Origin of the sequence: Falsiroseomonas sp. E2-1-a20, from assembly GCF_051433195.1 — a bacterium.
GTDB lineage: Bacteria > Pseudomonadota > Alphaproteobacteria > Acetobacterales > Acetobacteraceae > Falsiroseomonas.
In genome coordinates, this window is the sequence record NZ_JBHMFT010000014.1 from 60416 (window position 1) to 75401 (window position 14986).

At 70.5% G+C, this 14986-nt stretch carries 17 protein-coding genes; 3 read left to right on the forward strand and 14 right to left on the reverse strand.

The window, feature by feature from the left end:
- Positions 1–2: 2 nt before the first annotated feature.
- From ACFHPP_RS17635 to ACFHPP_RS17675, 9 genes are all read right to left on the reverse strand, one after another.
- On the reverse strand, positions 3–878 hold the full coding sequence (locus ACFHPP_RS17635) for a polysaccharide deacetylase family protein (protein WP_437164551.1): 876 nt from the start codon (positions 876–878) through the stop codon (positions 3–5).
- Complete coding sequence (locus ACFHPP_RS17640) at positions 878–1651, reverse strand: ABC transporter ATP-binding protein (RefSeq protein WP_437164552.1); 774 nt, start codon at positions 1649–1651, stop codon at positions 878–880. The genes ACFHPP_RS17635 and ACFHPP_RS17640 overlap by 1 nt, the downstream gene beginning before the upstream one ends.
- Entirely contained in the window at positions 1644–2510 is an 867-nt protein-coding gene (locus ACFHPP_RS17645) for an ABC transporter permease (protein WP_437164553.1), read from the reverse strand. The genes ACFHPP_RS17640 and ACFHPP_RS17645 overlap by 8 nt, the downstream gene beginning before the upstream one ends.
- A 25-nt stretch (positions 2511–2535) precedes the next feature.
- Entirely contained in the window at positions 2536–3498 is a 963-nt protein-coding gene (locus ACFHPP_RS17650) for an ABC transporter substrate-binding protein (RefSeq protein WP_437164554.1), read from the reverse strand.
- A 12-nt stretch (positions 3499–3510) separates the two neighbouring features.
- On the reverse strand, positions 3511–3900 hold the full coding sequence (locus ACFHPP_RS17655; protein ID WP_437164555.1) for an allophanate hydrolase-related protein: 390 nt from the start codon (positions 3898–3900) through the stop codon (positions 3511–3513).
- The gene (gene atzF, locus ACFHPP_RS17660; RefSeq protein WP_437164556.1) at positions 3897–5225 is read right to left on the reverse strand and encodes an allophanate hydrolase; all 1329 of its coding nucleotides are present in this window, start codon (positions 5223–5225) and stop codon (positions 3897–3899) included. Before atzF ends, ACFHPP_RS17655 begins: the two co-directional genes overlap by 4 nt.
- Positions 5226–5367: 142 nt before the next feature.
- Positions 5368–6063, reverse strand: a complete 696-nt coding sequence (locus tag ACFHPP_RS17665; RefSeq protein ID WP_437164557.1) for a GntR family transcriptional regulator — start codon at positions 6061–6063, stop codon at positions 5368–5370.
- Positions 6064–6102: 39 nt separating this feature from the next.
- Complete coding sequence (locus ACFHPP_RS17670; RefSeq protein WP_437164558.1) at positions 6103–7125, reverse strand: transporter substrate-binding domain-containing protein; 1023 nt, start codon at positions 7123–7125, stop codon at positions 6103–6105.
- Positions 7126–7163: 38 nt separating this feature from the next.
- Entirely contained in the window at positions 7164–8036 is an 873-nt protein-coding gene (locus ACFHPP_RS17675) for a DUF4189 domain-containing protein (protein WP_437164559.1), read from the reverse strand.
- Positions 8037–8205: 169 nt separating this feature from the next.
- Between ACFHPP_RS17675 and ACFHPP_RS17680 the strand changes: the two genes are divergently transcribed.
- The 3 genes from ACFHPP_RS17680 to ACFHPP_RS17690 are packed head-to-tail and all read left to right on the forward strand — an operon-like array spanning position 8206 to position 12145.
- Positions 8206–9318 (forward strand): S-(hydroxymethyl)glutathione dehydrogenase/class III alcohol dehydrogenase, encoded by a 1113-nt coding sequence (locus ACFHPP_RS17680; RefSeq protein WP_437164560.1) that lies wholly within the window; start codon positions 8206–8208, stop codon positions 9316–9318.
- 8 nt (positions 9319–9326) lie between these two features.
- Positions 9327–10970, forward strand: coding sequence for an NAD(P)/FAD-dependent oxidoreductase (locus tag ACFHPP_RS17685; protein ID WP_437164561.1), 1644 nt, complete (start codon positions 9327–9329; stop codon positions 10968–10970).
- Positions 10970–12145 carry an NAD(P)/FAD-dependent oxidoreductase gene (locus ACFHPP_RS17690; RefSeq protein WP_437164562.1) on the forward strand — a complete coding sequence of 392 codons (1176 nt, stop codon included), beginning with the start codon at positions 10970–10972 and terminating at the stop codon, positions 12143–12145. The genes ACFHPP_RS17685 and ACFHPP_RS17690 overlap by 1 nt, the downstream gene beginning before the upstream one ends.
- Here ACFHPP_RS17690 and ACFHPP_RS17695 read toward each other — a convergent pair.
- Genes ACFHPP_RS17695 through ACFHPP_RS17715 form a run of 5 tightly spaced genes read right to left on the reverse strand, consistent with a single transcriptional unit; the run spans position 12091 to position 14977 of the window.
- Positions 12091–12555, reverse strand: coding sequence for a bleomycin resistance protein (locus tag ACFHPP_RS17695; protein ID WP_437164563.1), 465 nt, complete (start codon positions 12553–12555; stop codon positions 12091–12093). The genes ACFHPP_RS17690 and ACFHPP_RS17695 overlap by 55 nt on opposite strands.
- Positions 12552–13115, reverse strand: coding sequence for a HupE/UreJ family protein (locus tag ACFHPP_RS17700; RefSeq protein WP_437164564.1), 564 nt, complete (start codon positions 13113–13115; stop codon positions 12552–12554). Before ACFHPP_RS17700 ends, ACFHPP_RS17695 begins: the two co-directional genes overlap by 4 nt.
- A complete protein-coding gene (ureG, locus tag ACFHPP_RS17705; RefSeq protein WP_437164565.1) occupies positions 13115–13786 on the reverse strand; it encodes an urease accessory protein UreG in 672 nt (223 codons plus the stop codon). Before ureG ends, ACFHPP_RS17700 begins: the two co-directional genes overlap by 1 nt.
- On the reverse strand, positions 13783–14505 hold the full coding sequence (locus ACFHPP_RS17710) for an urease accessory protein UreF (protein WP_437164566.1): 723 nt from the start codon (positions 14503–14505) through the stop codon (positions 13783–13785). The genes ureG and ACFHPP_RS17710 overlap by 4 nt, the downstream gene beginning before the upstream one ends.
- Entirely contained in the window at positions 14462–14977 is a 516-nt protein-coding gene (locus ACFHPP_RS17715; protein ID WP_437164567.1) for an urease accessory protein UreE, read from the reverse strand. The genes ACFHPP_RS17710 and ACFHPP_RS17715 overlap by 44 nt, the downstream gene beginning before the upstream one ends.
- Positions 14978–14986: the final 9 nt, after the last annotated feature.

A 14986-nucleotide genomic window follows, 5' to 3' on the forward strand; every position in this document is an offset into this window, starting at 1 on the left:
TATCAGGTCGGATCGCCGCTGCCCTCGTACCAGTCCAGGATCTCTCGCGCCTGCATGAAGGCGATGCCGGGCATGGCCGCCAGGTCGTCCAGCAGCGTCTCCAGCGCGGCGATGCGATGCGGCACGCCGGTGATGTAGGGGTGGATCGCGATGCACATGATGCGCGGCGTCGTGCCGGCTTCCGCCAGCAGGCGCGCGGCGTGCAGTCGGGCGCGGCGCGGCAGTTCCTGTTCATCGTGGTGCTGGATCATCACCACGGGGATGTCGTTCAGCTCGACGCTGTAGGGCATGGTGAGGATGGGGCCGCTGGCGGTGGACAGCCGGCAGGGCAGGTCGTCCACCAGCCAGTCGGCGCAGTAGCGCAGCCCGGCCTCGGCCAGCAGGTCCGGGGTTTCCAGGGTCTCGGTCAGCCCCGGAGCCAGCCAGCCGAGCGGCGGTGCTCCGGTGCAGTCCTGGATCGCCTCAATGGTCTGGCGGATCATCAGGCGTTGGTCCGGCACCTTGTGGGTCGGCACCTGGACGTGGTTGTGGCCCATGAAGTCCCAGCCCGCCTCATGCGCCGCCTGCGCCACGCGCGGATAGGCGGTGCAGACGGAGCCGTTGACGGAGAGCGTCGGCCGGATGCCCCGCTTCTCGAAGGCCTCCAGGAAGCGCCAGAAGCCGACCCGCATGCCATATTCATGCCAGCCCCAGTTGGCGACATCCGGCAGCAGCGGCACGCCGGTGGGCGCGACGAGGACCTGGCGCGGCATCGGGTTGTCGATCAGCCAGTTCTCCACGTTCACCACCGGCCAGACGGCAACCCTGGCACCGTTCGGCAACGCGCTGGGCGGACGGTCGGCGGGCGTGCTGTAGCGCAGGCGTTGCTCGGGGCGCATCAGGCGGCCTTCTTGGCGTGGTGCGAATGCAGCCGGGCGGCGAGGTCGCGGCGCACCTCGTTGAACTCCGGGGAGGATACATCGCGCGGCCGCGCCAGCGCCACATGCTCCGCGCTGGCAATCCGGCCAGGGCCGGGTTCCATGACCACGACACGGTCGGACAGGAAGATCGCCTCCTCGATCGAATGGGTTACGAACAGCACCGTCAGGCCGGTGCGCTGCCACAGTTCGAGCAATTCGTCCTGCAGGCGCTCGCGGGTCATCGCATCCAGGGCTCCGAAAGGCTCGTCCATCAGCACCACCTCGGCGTCGTTGGCAAGCACGCGGGCGATGGCGACGCGCTGCTTCATGCCGCCGGAGAGCTGGTGCGGATACGCGTCGGCGAAGCGGGTCAGGCCGATGAGGGAGATGAAACGCTCGACCGTGTCGCGCACTTCCGCCTTCGGACGGCCGCGGCTGGCCGGGCCGAACCCGATGTTTTCCCGGACGGTCAGCCAGGGGAACAGGCCGTAGTCCTGGAACACCATGCCGCGGTCCGGTGCCGGGCCGGGGATCGGCTTGCCCCACATCAGCGCCTCGCCCGCCGTCGGCTGCTCGAACCCCGCGACGATCCGCAGCAGCGTGGATTTGCCGCAGCCGGATGCGCCGATCAGGCAGACGAACTCGCCCTTGCGGACCGAGAGGTTCGCGTCGCGCAGCGCCTCGATGCGCGTGTCGTTCAGGATGTAGGTCTTGCCCACGCCCTTGATCTCGAGGATCGGTATCTCAGCCATGATGCGAGGGGCTCCAGCGCAGGAGGCGGTTCATCAGCATGACGACGACGCGGTCGGAGATGAAGCCGGCGATGCCGATGACGATCATGCCGCAGATCACGAGTTCGGTGCGCGACAGGGTTCGGCCATCCATGATGACGGCGCCGAGGCCCTGCGGCACGCCCGTCATCTCCCCGACCACGATGACGAACCAGGCGAGGCCAAGACCGAGGCGAAGTCCGGTGAAGATGGAGGGCAGCGCCGCCGGCAGCACGACGCGGAAGAACTGCGCATTGCCGCGGCAGCCGAGCATGGAGGCGGCCTCGAACAGCCGCGGCTCGACATTCTTCACGCCGAAGATGGTGTTCAGCAGGATCGGGTAGAAGGCGCCGAGGAACACCAGGAAGAAGGCGGACCGCGCGCCGAGCCCGAACAGGATCATCGACAGCGGCAGCCAGGCGGTGACCGGGATCGGCCGCATCAGTTGCAGGAACGGATCGAGCAACTGCCGCACGAAGGCGTTGCGCCCGATCAGCAGGCCGAGCGGGATGGCGACCGCGGCGGCCAGCAGGAAGCCGCCATAGACCCGGCTGGCGGAGGCCAGCAGGTGGATGTGCAGGGTGGCGGAGAAGGCATCGTCCCAGATCCCGCCGATGGCGAAGTCCACCATGTATTCGGCGACGTCGGCCGGCGAGGGGATCAGCCGCGTCATGCCGTTGGCCACTGCCAGGTGCCAGCCCAGCAGCAGCAGCAAGGGCACGATCAGGGAGAGCAGCACCGGCTTCGCACGGCGCCACAGCCGCGGCGCCGAGAATGCCGGCGCGGCGGCCGGGGCCGCGCCCGGGGGAGCGCCCGGGGGAGCGATGGTGACGTCCGACATGGCGCTGCCCTCCCCTGCCCCGGCGTTACGCGGAGGCGACGGCGTTGGAGAAGCTGGGGTTCAGGAAGGTGTCGAAGTTGGGCAGGCGGCGGATCTGGCGCAGCTCCAGCATCTGCTGCGCATAGGTGCGCGACTGCCGCAGCACGGTCTCATCCAGCTTCCAGATGTATTCGACATTGCCGGCACCCAGCGCCTGTTCCACGGCGGCGCGCGGCGCGCCCAGGATGCGGACGGTGGCCTCCGCCACCTCGGCGGGGTTCGCCTTCATGTGCTCGCTGGCGCGGCGGTGGATGCCGAGCATGGTGCGCACCAGCGCCGGGTCGGATTTGATGAGATCCTCGCTGGTGCCGAAGATCATGTTCAGCCCGCCCATGGCGGTGCCGTAGGGGTATTCGACAAGCTGGCCGACGCCGGAGGAGATGGACAGGCCCGGGCCGGGCTCCGCGCCCACATAGGCGTCGATGTCGCCGCGCGACAGCATGGCGTGCATCTCGCCAAAGGGCACGCGCACCGGGGTGATGTCGCGGACGGACATGCCGGTCTCGCGCAGACGCTCCAGGATGAAGACTTCCTGCGTCGAGCCGGGCCAGATGCCGATGCGCTTGCCACGCAGGTCCGCGATGCTGCGCAGCGGGCCACCGGCCTTGGAGATCACGCCCATGCCCTTGTTGCAGAAGGCACCGACGACGACGACAGGCTCGCCGGCTGCCGCACCGAGTGTCGCGGCGGCGATTCCGAAGCCGCCGCAGGCGACGGAGCCGGTGACGACGGCGTTCTTGCCATCGGTCGGGCTGTCGAAGGTGATGATCTCGATGGTCAGGCCCGCCGGCGCGAAGCGCTGGTAGAAATGCGGCGTCATCGAATGGATCAGGCGCAGCGAGCCCATCTTCACCGTGCGCGCGGCCTGCGCGTTGGCGATGTGGGGTGCCGCCAAGGGGGCGGTGATAGTCGCGGCGGCGGCGGTCAGGATCTGGCGGCGGTTCAGCATGATCGGGTCTCCCTATGCGGTGACGAGGCTGGCGATGAAGGCGCGCCAGCCTCCGAAGTCGGAAATGTCCTCGGCGCCGTGCAGGCCCTCGGGCTCCACGAGGAAGCCCTTCGGCGTGGTGCCATCGGCCAGGCGCAGCGTGCCGATGCAGAGCGGGGCCGGAATGCCGGCGACGAAGCGGCCGAAGCCATCTGCGGGCAGCGCCCAGACCTCGGTCGCGATGGCGTGGCCAGCCGGCACGCGCAGCAGGCCGGGACGGCGCGGTGGGCCACCGGCGAGGGCGAACAGGCGATACAGCGGCACGGTATGCGCGGCGCGCCGGTAAACGGCGCCCTCTCGCAGCAATTCCGGGTTCAGCACCATGCCGGACAGATGCGCGCCGACGACGCAGATCTCGATCATGCGAAGGCCTTCATCAGGTGCTTGCCGGTGGCGGCCAGGCCCGCGTCGCTGCCACGCGGGCCGATCAGCGTGACGCCGAAGGGCAGGCCATCGGGCCTGCGGGGCGCCGGGATGGCCAGCGCCGCGAGGTCGAGCAGGTTGACGAAGTTGGTGTAGGTGCCGAGGCGGGCATTGGGGCCGATCGGGTCCGCCTCCAGCTCCGCCAATGTCGGGAAGTTGGGCGCAGTGGGCACCAGCAGCGCCTCCATGCGCGACCAGGCCGGGCGCGTCGCAAGCCGCAGCGCGGCCAGGCGGTGCAGGCCGGTGAAGGCATCTGTTGCGGTGAAGCGGGCGGCGCCGGCCAGGATGCGCTGCGTCACCGGGTGCATGGCCGCGCGCGGGACCAGGTGGCCGAAGGCGGCGTCACGTTCGGCGACGAAGGCACCTTCGTACAGCAGGCGCGCGGTCTCGAGGAACGGGCTGAGGTCGATTTCGTCCAGCGTCGCGACCTGCCCGGCGCGCGCGATGGCGGCGTCCCAGGCGGCGCGCTGATCGGCATCGTCCAGGTGCAGGTCGGCGGCGCGCGGGATGCCGAGCCGGGCCATCGGCGCGCCGGGATTGTCCAGTTCGATGGGACGGGACCAAGGGTCGAGCACGTCCTCCCCGGCCATCACCGCATGGCCGGTCCAGGCGTCGTCGACGTTGCGGGCGAAGACCGAGATGCAGTCGAGGCTCGGGCAGGCCGGCACCACGCCGCGGGAAGGAATGGCACCGACCGAGGGCTTCAACCCGACCAGGCCATTGAGGCCGGCCGGCACGCGCCCCGATCCCGCGGTGTCCGTGCCCAGCGCCAGCAGCGCCAGCCCCTGCGCCACCGCGACGGCGGAGCCGGAGGAGGACCCGCCCGGCACGCGGTCCGGCGCGCAGGCGTTGCGCGGGACAGGATGCGGGGTCCGCACGCCGACCAGGCCAGTGGCGAACTGGTCCAGGTTGGTCTTGCCGGTGATGAGTGCCCCGGCAGCGAGCAGTCGCGCCACCGCCGGCGCGCTGGTGGTGGGCCAGTGGGCATAGGCGGGGCAGGCGGCGGTCGTCGGCATGCCCGCGACGTCGATATTGTCCTTCACCGCGACCGGCACGCCCCAGAGCGGGTAGCGGTGCGGGTCGAAGGCTGCCAGGCCGGCGGCGGCAGCCGAGAACGCTTCGGGCGTGGGGCGATACAGGTAGATGCCGGGATCGGCGACCGCGACGTGCCGGGCCTCCAGCCGTGCGGCCAGGCCCACGGGCGTCAGGCCTTCGGCATAGGCCGCGTGGAGCGCGGCAATACCGGGGGGCAGCAGGGGGGCCATCACATTGTGTGGATTGCGACCATGCCGCTAGGTTTAGCAAGACCCGTGCCGCAACCGAGGCCGTTTCAGATCAATCCCTTAAAGACGCAGGCAGTCGCTCGTGTATGCACGACGCACTTTTTGCGCCAGATATGCCCATGATTCAGGCAGCGCTGGGCTGGTGCAGCGCCGCGGCCATCGAGGTCCAGGTCTGCTCGGTCACTCCGATATGCGCGCGCAGCCGCGTGGCCGCTCCGGCTGCGTCGCCGCGCTGGATCGCGAGGAGGATCGCACCATGCTCCTCATGCGATCGCCGCAACCGGTCCGGTGCCTCCAACTGAGCCGCCCGGAAGGGCGCCAGCCTGCGACGCGTCGCGGTGGCGATCTCAAGCAGATAGCCGTTGTGTGCGCCAAGATAGAGCAGGTGGTGGAAGGCCACATTGGCCGCGCGATAGGCGCCGACATCGGCCATGCGCACCATGGCGGCCATGGCCAGGTGCTGGCGTTCCAGGCTCCGCCGCTGGTCAGGCGTCATGGCCAATGCGCACAGGGCGGCGGCCATCGCCTCCAGCTCCGCCATCACCAGGAACATCTCGCCAAGCTGCGTGCTGTCCGGGATGGCCACCACGGCACCCCGGCGGGGGGCGACCTGCACCAGACCGGTCGGCGCCAATTGGCGCAAGGCTTCGCGCACCGGGGTCCGGCTGGTGCCGAAGGACTTCGCCAGGGCCATTTCATCGAGCGGGGTGCCCGGCTTCATCAGGCCGGCGACGATATCCTCCGCGAGCCGCGCGGCAATTGCCTCGCCATGGGTCGGGCGTACGGGGCGCGGGTCAGGGCTGGCGGGCCGGCGGGGCATGGCGCGGTTGTGCCGCGCCGGGGCCGCCGCCGTCCAGTCTCAGCGGAAGGGATAGGGGTACATCAGGCCGCCGCGGCGCCACAGGTCGGACAGGCCGCGCTCCAGGCCGATCGGCGAGCCTTCGCCCAGGTTGCGCTCGAAGATCTCGCCGTAGTTGCCGACCTGGCGGATCGCCTCCGCTGCCCAGGTGTCCTTCAGGCCGAGCCGGGCGCCGAGGCCGCGGTCGAGGCCGATCAGGAAGCGGATTTCGGCATTGTCGGACCGCAAAGCGGCATCGAGCGTGGTGCTGGACACCTCCAGCTCCTCCGCCGCCACCAGGGCGTGCAGCGTCCAGGTGACGATCTGGCGCCAGCGCTCGTCGCCGCCGCGCACGAAGGGGGTCAGCGGCTCGCGGCTCAACCGTTCGGGCAGCAGCACGGCGCCGGCCGGGTCCGGCAGGTCCGTCACGCGCAGCGTGGCGAGGGCGGCGGCATCGGCCGTCACCGCGTCGCAGCGCCCGTCCTTGAAGCCGTCGAGCAGGGATGCACCGCTCTGGCGGGTCACCACCGGCTGCACCGTGATGCCGGCCCGCGTCGCCGCGTTGCGGAGGATGCCGAGGCTGCCATCGACCTCCGGCGCGGCGACGCAGATGCGTTTGCCGTCGAGCTGGGCGAAGGAGGCGACGTTGGCGTCGGCCCGCACCATCACCGCCTGCCCGTCGTAGAGAAGAACCCCGATCGGCGTCAGGTTGCGGCCGGCGTCGCGCATGGCCGTGATGGTCATGTTGCTGGACAGCAGGTCGACGGTGCCGGCCTCGACCTGCGCCAGCCCGGCTTCGAGGGACGAAGCGGGCACGAAGCCCACCTGTTCCGCATCGCCCAGCACGGCCGCGGCCACCGCCCGGCAGAAATCCGCATCCAGTCCGCGCATCCGGCCCTGCAGGTCCGGTGCGGAAAATCCGGGCAACTGGCCAAACACGCCACAGCGCAACTCGCCGCGCTGCCGGACCGCGTCAAGGGTCTGGGCCGGCGCCGTGCCGACAAGGCCCAGCATCATCAGGAAGCCGAGGAAGCAGCGGCGCATGGTGGGGTTCCGATCGGGCAAGGGGCGCGGCATCTGGTTCAGCAGCCGGAGGCGGCGACGCGGCAGACGATGCCGGAGCCCGGTCGTTCCGCAATGCGGCAGACCTGCAAGGCCTGGGCTTCGGCCTGTTCGCGCGTCTGCCCAGCGCCGGTGGCCGTGCGGCGCAGCTGGGCCGGGGTGTCGCTGACCGCCTGGACCAGGGCACCGCAGGCGTTGGGGAATTCGAGCGAAATGCGGCACTGGTTGCGGCCCACCACGGCCTCGCAGGCGCGGATGGCCGTCATGCTGGCGGCGAGCCGGTCCGACTGCCCGCTGGTGAAGCCATAGGCCGTGGAGGGTGGTTCCGCCGTATAGATGAAGCCGAAGCGGCCGCGCAGCGCCGCTGCCGTCGCGCCGACAGAAGGTGCAGCGGCCGGCAGCACGCCACCCTGGGCGCAGCTTTGCTGGCAGGCCTGCACCAGGGCGCGTGGCTGGCTGTTGCAGGCCCTCTGGCAGGATTGCGGGATCGCAGCCGGGCGGTTGGCCATCACCGCCCGAGGCGGCGCAGCGCTGCCGACCGGGGTGAAGCAGGCGCCGGCGCCCGGGCCGCTCGCCAGGCCGCAGTTCAGGAGACGCGGCGTAGACCAGCGCTCCGCCGGCAGCGCGATCCGCCAGGGGCCGCCATCGCGGCACTGAATGTCCCAATAGGCGGTGCGGCCGCGGTCGAGACCGGCGGCGTAAAGGTTCGAAACCTCCGAACACGCCAGGCCATTGGTGCGAAGCAGGCTGCGGAAGGCATCCCGCTGGCCCGCCCCGTCCCGCGCGAGAAGCTGGTCGTTGGTCGGGTTGCCGGTCTGGGCCCAGGCGGGCATCAGCACCACGGGTGCAACGGACCCGAGCAGGACAGACAGCGCCAGCACGGCCAATCGCATCGCCACCACCCCAGGACTTACGCCAAGGTGTCGCCTTTCATTACTTGTTGCGCAAGTCCCGAAAATTGGGATTCGCCGCGACACGCGAGGTGGCGTCGCTGAGGCGGCCGCCTCGAACTGCCGTCGCGGATGCTGTAGGCAGGCAGGCGATGCAGACGGAGCAGGTTGCATGAAGACACGCGCAGCGGTGGCCTGGGCGGCCGGCAAGCCCCTTTCGGTGACGGAAGTGGAGATCGGCGGCCCGCGGGCGGGCGAGGTTCTGGTGGAGGTGAAGGCCACCGGCCTGTGCCACACCGATCTCTACACCCTGTCCGGTGCCGATCCGGAGGGGCTGTTCCCCGCCATCCTGGGCCATGAAGGCGCGGGCATCGTCCGCGAGGTCGGCGCCGGCGTCACCAGCGTGAGGCCGGGCGACCACGTGATCCCGCTCTACACGCCGGAATGCCGGCAGTGCAAAACCTGCCTGTCGCAGCGCAGCAACCTGTGCACCGCGATCCGCGGCACCCAGGGCCGCGGCGTGATGCCGGACGGATCCTCGCGCTTCTCCTGCGAGGGTGCGCCGGTGATGCACTACATGGGCTGTTCCACCTTCGCCAACTACACGGTGCTGCCGGAGATCGCGGTGGCGAAGGTGCGGGAGGACGCGCCCTTCGAGAAGATCTGCTACATCGGCTGCGGCGTCACCACCGGCATCGGCGCCGTGATCAACACCGCCAAGGTCTGGCCGGGCGCCAATGTCGCGGTGTTCGGGCTGGGCGGCATCGGGTTGAACGTGATCCAGGGCGCGCGCATGGTCGGCGCCGACCGGATCATCGGCATCGACCTGAACAATGGGCGGGAGGAGATGGCCCGGAAGTTCGGCATGACCGACTTCATCAACCCGAACGAAGTCGGCCACGACAAGGTGGTGCAGGCCATCGTGGACCTGACCGGCGGCGGCGCCGATTTCAGCTTCGAGTGCATCGGCAACGTCAAGGTCATGCGCCAGGCGCTGGAATGCACGCATCGCGGCTGGGGCGAGAGCATCATCATCGGCGTCGCCGGCGCGGGGCAGGAGATCAGCACCCGGCCGTTCCAACTGGTCACCGGCCGGTCCTGGCGCGGCACCGCCTTCGGTGGCGCCCGCGGCCGGACCGACGTGCCGAAGATCGTCGACTGGTACATGCAGGGGAAGATCGACATCGACAGCCTGATCACCCATGTGACGCCCCTGGACCAGATCAACCACGGCTTCGAGCTGATGGAGCGCGGCGAGTCGATCCGGTCGGTGGTGGTATACTGAGGGTCTGAATGCTGCGCCTGACCGAACTGAAACTGCCGCTGGACCATCCCGAGGGGGCGGTGCTGCAGGCGCTGTGCGCGGCGCTGGGCCTGCGGCCAGCGGAGGTGCGCGACCTCTCCATCGCCCGCCGCGCCTGGGATGCGCGCCGCCGGTCGGCGATCCTGCTGGTCTATTCGGTGGATTTCGCGGTCGATGACGAGCAAGGGCTGCTGCGGCGGGCGGCGGGCGACAAGGTGCTGTCCCGCACGCTCGGCCGGACGCCGGACACCAGCTACCGGCCGGTGGCGCAGGCGCCTGCCCGGCTGCCGGCCCGCCCCGTCGTCATTGGCACCGGCCCCTGCGGCATCTTCGCCGCGCTGATCCTGGCGGAGATGGGCTTCCGGCCGATCATCCTGGACCGCGGCAAGGTGGTGCGGGAGCGCACCAAGGACACCTGGGGCCTCTGGCGCCGCAACCAGCTTGTGCCCGAGAGCAACGTGCAGTTCGGCGAGGGCGGGGCCGGCACATTCTCCGACGGAAAGCTGTGGTCCGGGATCAAGGACCCGCAGCATCTTGGCCGCAAAGTGCTGACTGAATTCGTCGAGGCGGGCGCGCCGGAGGAGATCCTGTTCGTCGCCAAGCCACATATCGGCACGTTTCGCCTTGTGACGATGGTGGAAAGCCTGCGCGCGAAGATCGAGGCGCTGGGCGGCGAATACCGCTTCGGCACCAAGGTGGTGGATTTCCTCGTGGAGACCGGGCGTGACGGCCAGCGCCGGATGCGCGGCGTGGTGACGGAAGCGGGCGAGGTGATCGAGACGGGCCACGTGGTGCTCGCCATCGGCCACTCCGCCCGCGACACTTTTGCGAGCCTGCACGCGGCCGGCGTGTTCGTGGAGGCGAAGCCCTTCTCGATCGGCGTGCGGATCGAGCATCCGCAGTCGATCATCGACCGCGCGCGCTTCGGCGCCTTCGCCGGCAACACCATCCTGGGCGCCGCCGACTACAAGCTGGTGCACCACTGCAGGAATGGCCGCAGCGTCTATTCCTTCTGCATGTGTCCCGGCGGCACCGTGGTTGCCGCGGCGAGCGAACCCGGGCGCCTGGTGACCAACGGAATGAGCCAGTACTCGCGGGCCGAGCGCAACGCCAATGCCGGCATCGTCGTCGGCATCACCCCGGAGGTGGATTACCCCGGTGACCCGTTGGCCGGAATCGCGTTCCAACGGCATTGGGAGGAGCGTGCCTTCGTGGCCGGGGGCGGCGACTACCGCGCGCCAGCGCAGTTGGTTGGCGACTTCCTGGCGGGGCGGGCTTCCACGTCGCTCGGCGCCGTGGTGCCCAGCTACAAGCCCGGCGTAACGCCGACCGACCTCGCCGCCTGCCTGCCCGACTTCGCCGTAAGCGCGATATGGGAAGCGCTGCCCGCCTTCGGCCGCCAGATCCCAGGCTTCGACATGGCCGAGGCCGTGATGACGGGGGTGGAAACGCGCACCTCCTCCCCCATCCGCATCAAGCGGGACGCGGCGCTGCGCAGCGTGAACACGCTCGGCCTGTACCCGGCGGGAGAAGGCGCAGGCTATGCCGGCGGCATCTTCTCCGCCGGCGTCGACGGCATCCGCGTGGCGGAGGCGGTGGGGCGCGACATGGCCGGGCTGGCCGAAGCCGCCTGATGACGCATTTCGACGTGGTGGTGCTCGGCGCCGGGGCGGCCGGGCTGTTCTGCGCCATGCGGGCCGGGCAGCGGGGGCGGCGGGTGCTGCTGCTGGACCATGCCGAGGCAGCCGGGAAGAAGATCCTGATCAGCGGCGGCGGGCGCTGCAATTTCACCAACACCGGCTGCGTGCCGGAGCGGTTCCTGTCGGGCAATCCCCACTTCGCCCGCTCCGCCCTTGCGCGCTACACGCAGCAGGATTTCGTGGCGCTGGTGCGGAAGCACGGCATCGCCTTCCATGAGAAGACGCTCGGGCAATTGTTCTGCGACGGCTCGGCAAGGGCGATCGTTGCCATGCTGCTGGCGGAATGCACGGCGGCAGGGGTCGACCTGCGGCTGGCGCACCGGGTGACGGAGGTGTCGCGGGCCGACCGCTTCAGCGTGGCGACGGATCGCGGCCGCTTCACTGCCGATTCGCTCGTGCTCGCCACCGGGGGCCTGTCCATCCCCAAGATGGGCGCAACGGGCTTCGCGCACGACGTGGCGCGGCGCTTCGGATTGAAGCTGGTGGAGCCGGCGCCCGGCCTGGTGCCGCTGACCTTCGCGGGACCGATGCTGGAACTGATGCAGCCGCTGTCCGGCGTGGCGCTGGACAGCGTCGCGAAGGTCGGCCGCACGGCGTTCCGGGAGGCGCTGCTGTTCACGCATCGCGGCCTGTCCGGCCCCGCCATTCTCCAGGCCTCCTCCTATTGGCGCGGCGGGGAGGCGCTGACGCTGGACCTGCTGCCGGAGCGTGACGCCACCGCGCTGCTGCTGGCCGGCAAGCGCGCGCGCCCCAGGGCGGAGCCGAAGACGGTGCTGTCCGAGTTCCTGCCGGGGCGCCTGGCGCAGGACATGGCCGCCCGGCACCTGCCGCCTCGGGTGATCGGGGAGGTCGGCGATGGACCTCTGAAGGCGCTCGGCGCGCTGCTGAAGGCCTGGCGGCTGGAGCCCGCGGGGACCGAGGGCTACGCGAAAGCCGAGGTCACGCTGGGCGGCGTCGATACCGCTGGCCTGTCGTCGCAGACGCTGGCGGCCAAGGATGTGCCGGGTCTGTTCGTGATCGGTGAGGCCGTGGACGTCACGGGCTGGCTTGGCGGCTACAACTTCCAATGGGCCTGGTCGAGCGGCTGGGCCGCCGGCGAGGCCGCCTGAAGCGGCTGGGAGAAGCGCAGCAGGTAGCCATCGGGATCCTGCACCAGGAATTGCCGCACCCCGGCTGCACCGTCCGCCACGCGGTACCACTTCTCCTCCGGCTCCAGGTAGAGCGGCCAGTCCGCGCCGCGCAGCGCCGTGAGGATCGTGCCAGTGTCGGTGACCTCGATCTGCAGGTTCATGCCGCGCCCGAAGGGCTGGTCCAGCGTGCCGGTGACCCAGCGGCGGCCCGGGCCAGCCGCCTCCTCCAGCATCACCTGCGCGCCCTCGCGGTCGAGATAGGCGAAGCGGTCCTCCGGCCGGTCATAGGCCACGCGGAAGCCGCAGAGACCGCACCAGAACCGCAGGCTGGCGGCCAGTTCGGCGACCAGCAGTTCCGGCACCAGGACCGCGCGGCGAAACCCGCTCACCCGAGGCCGGCGACGACCAGCATCAGCGCCGCCGTAGCGCCTCCGGCCACGCGCAGGACGAGCCGGTTGGTGACCTGCCATGCGGCCAGGATGCCGAGCCCATGCAGGGCGGCGGTGGCGGCCAGGAAGCCAGCCGCGTAGCCGACCGCCCCCTGCCCGGCCAGTTCGGTTCCATGCGCATGGCCGTGCAACAGCCCGAACAGCGCGACCAGCGGCACCGCGACCGCCAGCGACAGCCGCGCGGAAGCGGCAACCAGCGCGCCGAGCACGATGACGGAGGCGAGGATGCCGGCCTCCACCATCGGAAGGCCAAGGCCGCCGGCGGCAACACCGAATCCGACCGCCATGGCACCCAGGAAGCCGGCCGGCAGCGCCCAGGCGGCGCGCCCACCGATCAGCCCGGCCCAGAGGCCGACCGCGACCATCGCCAGCACATGGTCGAGCCCACCGACCGGATGCAGGAAACCCGCCGCGAAGCCATGCAGGTGGTCCGCGCCGGTGTGGGCCAGCGCGGGGACGGGTGCCGTCAGCAGCGCCGCGAGGGTCAGGACGCGGCGCATCAGGCGATGCCGCCGGATTTGAGAATGAAGGCTGCGATATCCGACACGCCCTGGTTCTCCTTGAGGTTCGTGAACAGGAAAGGCCGCGCGCCACGCATCCTGCGGGCATCGCGGTCCATGACGGAAAGGTCGGCGCCGACCAGTGGTGCCAGATCGGTCTTGTTGATGACAAGCAGGTCGGACCGCGTGATGCCCGGCCCGCCCTTGCGCGGGATCTTGTCCCCGGCCGAGACGTCGATGACGTAGATCGTCAGGTCGGCCAATTCCGGGCTGAAGGTGGCGGCCAGGTTGTCGCCGCCCGATTCGATGAACAGGATTTCCAGCGACGGAAACCGGCCGGACATTTCCGCCACGGCGGCAAGGTTGATCGAGGCATCCTCCCGGATCGCGGTATGCGGGCAGCCGCCGGTCTCGACGCCCATGATGCGGTCGGCGGAAAGGGCGCCGCTGCGGGTCAGGAACTCCGCATCCTCCTTCGTGTAGATGTCGTTGGTGATGGCGGCCACGTCGTGGCTGTCGCGCATCGCCTTGCAGAGGCGGTCGACCAGCGCCGTCTTGCCGGAGCCGACGGGGCCGCCGATGCCGATGCGGAAGGGGCCGTTCGCTGTCCGATGGCTGGAGAGCGCATCACGCGCGGAGGCCTGGATCGGCCGGCCTTCTGAAGGGTTCATGACCGAAAAAGCCTTGTGTATTGCGTCTCGTGGCGCAGCGAGAACAGGTCGATGACCGGCGTGGCGCTGCCGATATCCTCCGCGTCACGCACCGCCAGGGCGGCGTCCGTCGCGGCGACGAGGGCGGGCAGCAGCGCCGCGGTCGCGACCTGCCCATCCGTCTGCCCGAGCGGCACAAGGCGGACCCCGGCGGAGACCAGGTTGGCGGCGAAGGCGGCGAGCCAGGCGAAGCAGGCGTCGCGCAGCGGGATCCCGTGGCAGCCGGCCGCGACCCCGAAGGCGACGGCATGGGTCAGGCGGCCGGGATGCCGCGCGGTGAACGCGGCGAAAGCCGGATGCGGCCAGGCGGCGTTGGTGGCGAGCGCGAAGGCGTGGCCCGGCTGCGTCGCCTCCAGCGCCAGTTCGGCGGTGCCGCGCATGGCGGCGGCAAGGTCCGCGAGGTCATCCAGCGCGGCCTCGTCGCTGGCCTCGGCAGCGCGCCAGGACAGCGCAAGCAATGCGCCATCGACGGCGCCGGCACCATGCGACAGCGCGGCCTCGGCATAGGCGACGAGGCTGGCGCGGTCCGTCACCGCGCCCTCCTCCACCGCCATCTCCAGCCCATGGCTGTAGCTGAAGGCGCCGGTGGGGTAGGCGGGCGACAGCCAGGCCAGCAGCCGCGCCAATGCGGCGAAATCAGTGGTGATGGTGGTCATCGTCACCGTGGTGCTGGTGGCCATGCGGATGGTCCGGCAGGCGGTTGTGTTCGCCATAGGCGCCGCCTTCCGGGTTGAAGGGCGCGCGGACCTTCTCCAGCGTCGCGCCAAGGCCCTCCAGCATCCGGATGATGACGTGGTCGTGCCGGATCAGGATGCGATCGCTGGCGAGTTCCGTCGGCAGGTGGCGGTTGCCGAGGTGCCAGGCGAGGCGCAGCAGCAGGGCCGGGCTGGGCGCGGTGACGGCGACCAGATCCTCCGCCGCCGCACGCAGCCGGATGAAGCCGCCATGTTCGAGTTCCAGGCCATCGCCGTCCCGCATCACCTGCGCTTCCGGCAGGTCGAGCAGGAAGGACCCGCCGCCTTCCGTCAGGTACATCTTGCGGCGGCGGAAGCGGTCGTCGAAATCGACCGTGACGGTGTCCCGCATCTCCTGCTGCGGCCAGGTGCCGGCGGCATGGACGGCAATGGCGCGGGGCGGCGTGGTGTTGGGCATGTGTGGCTC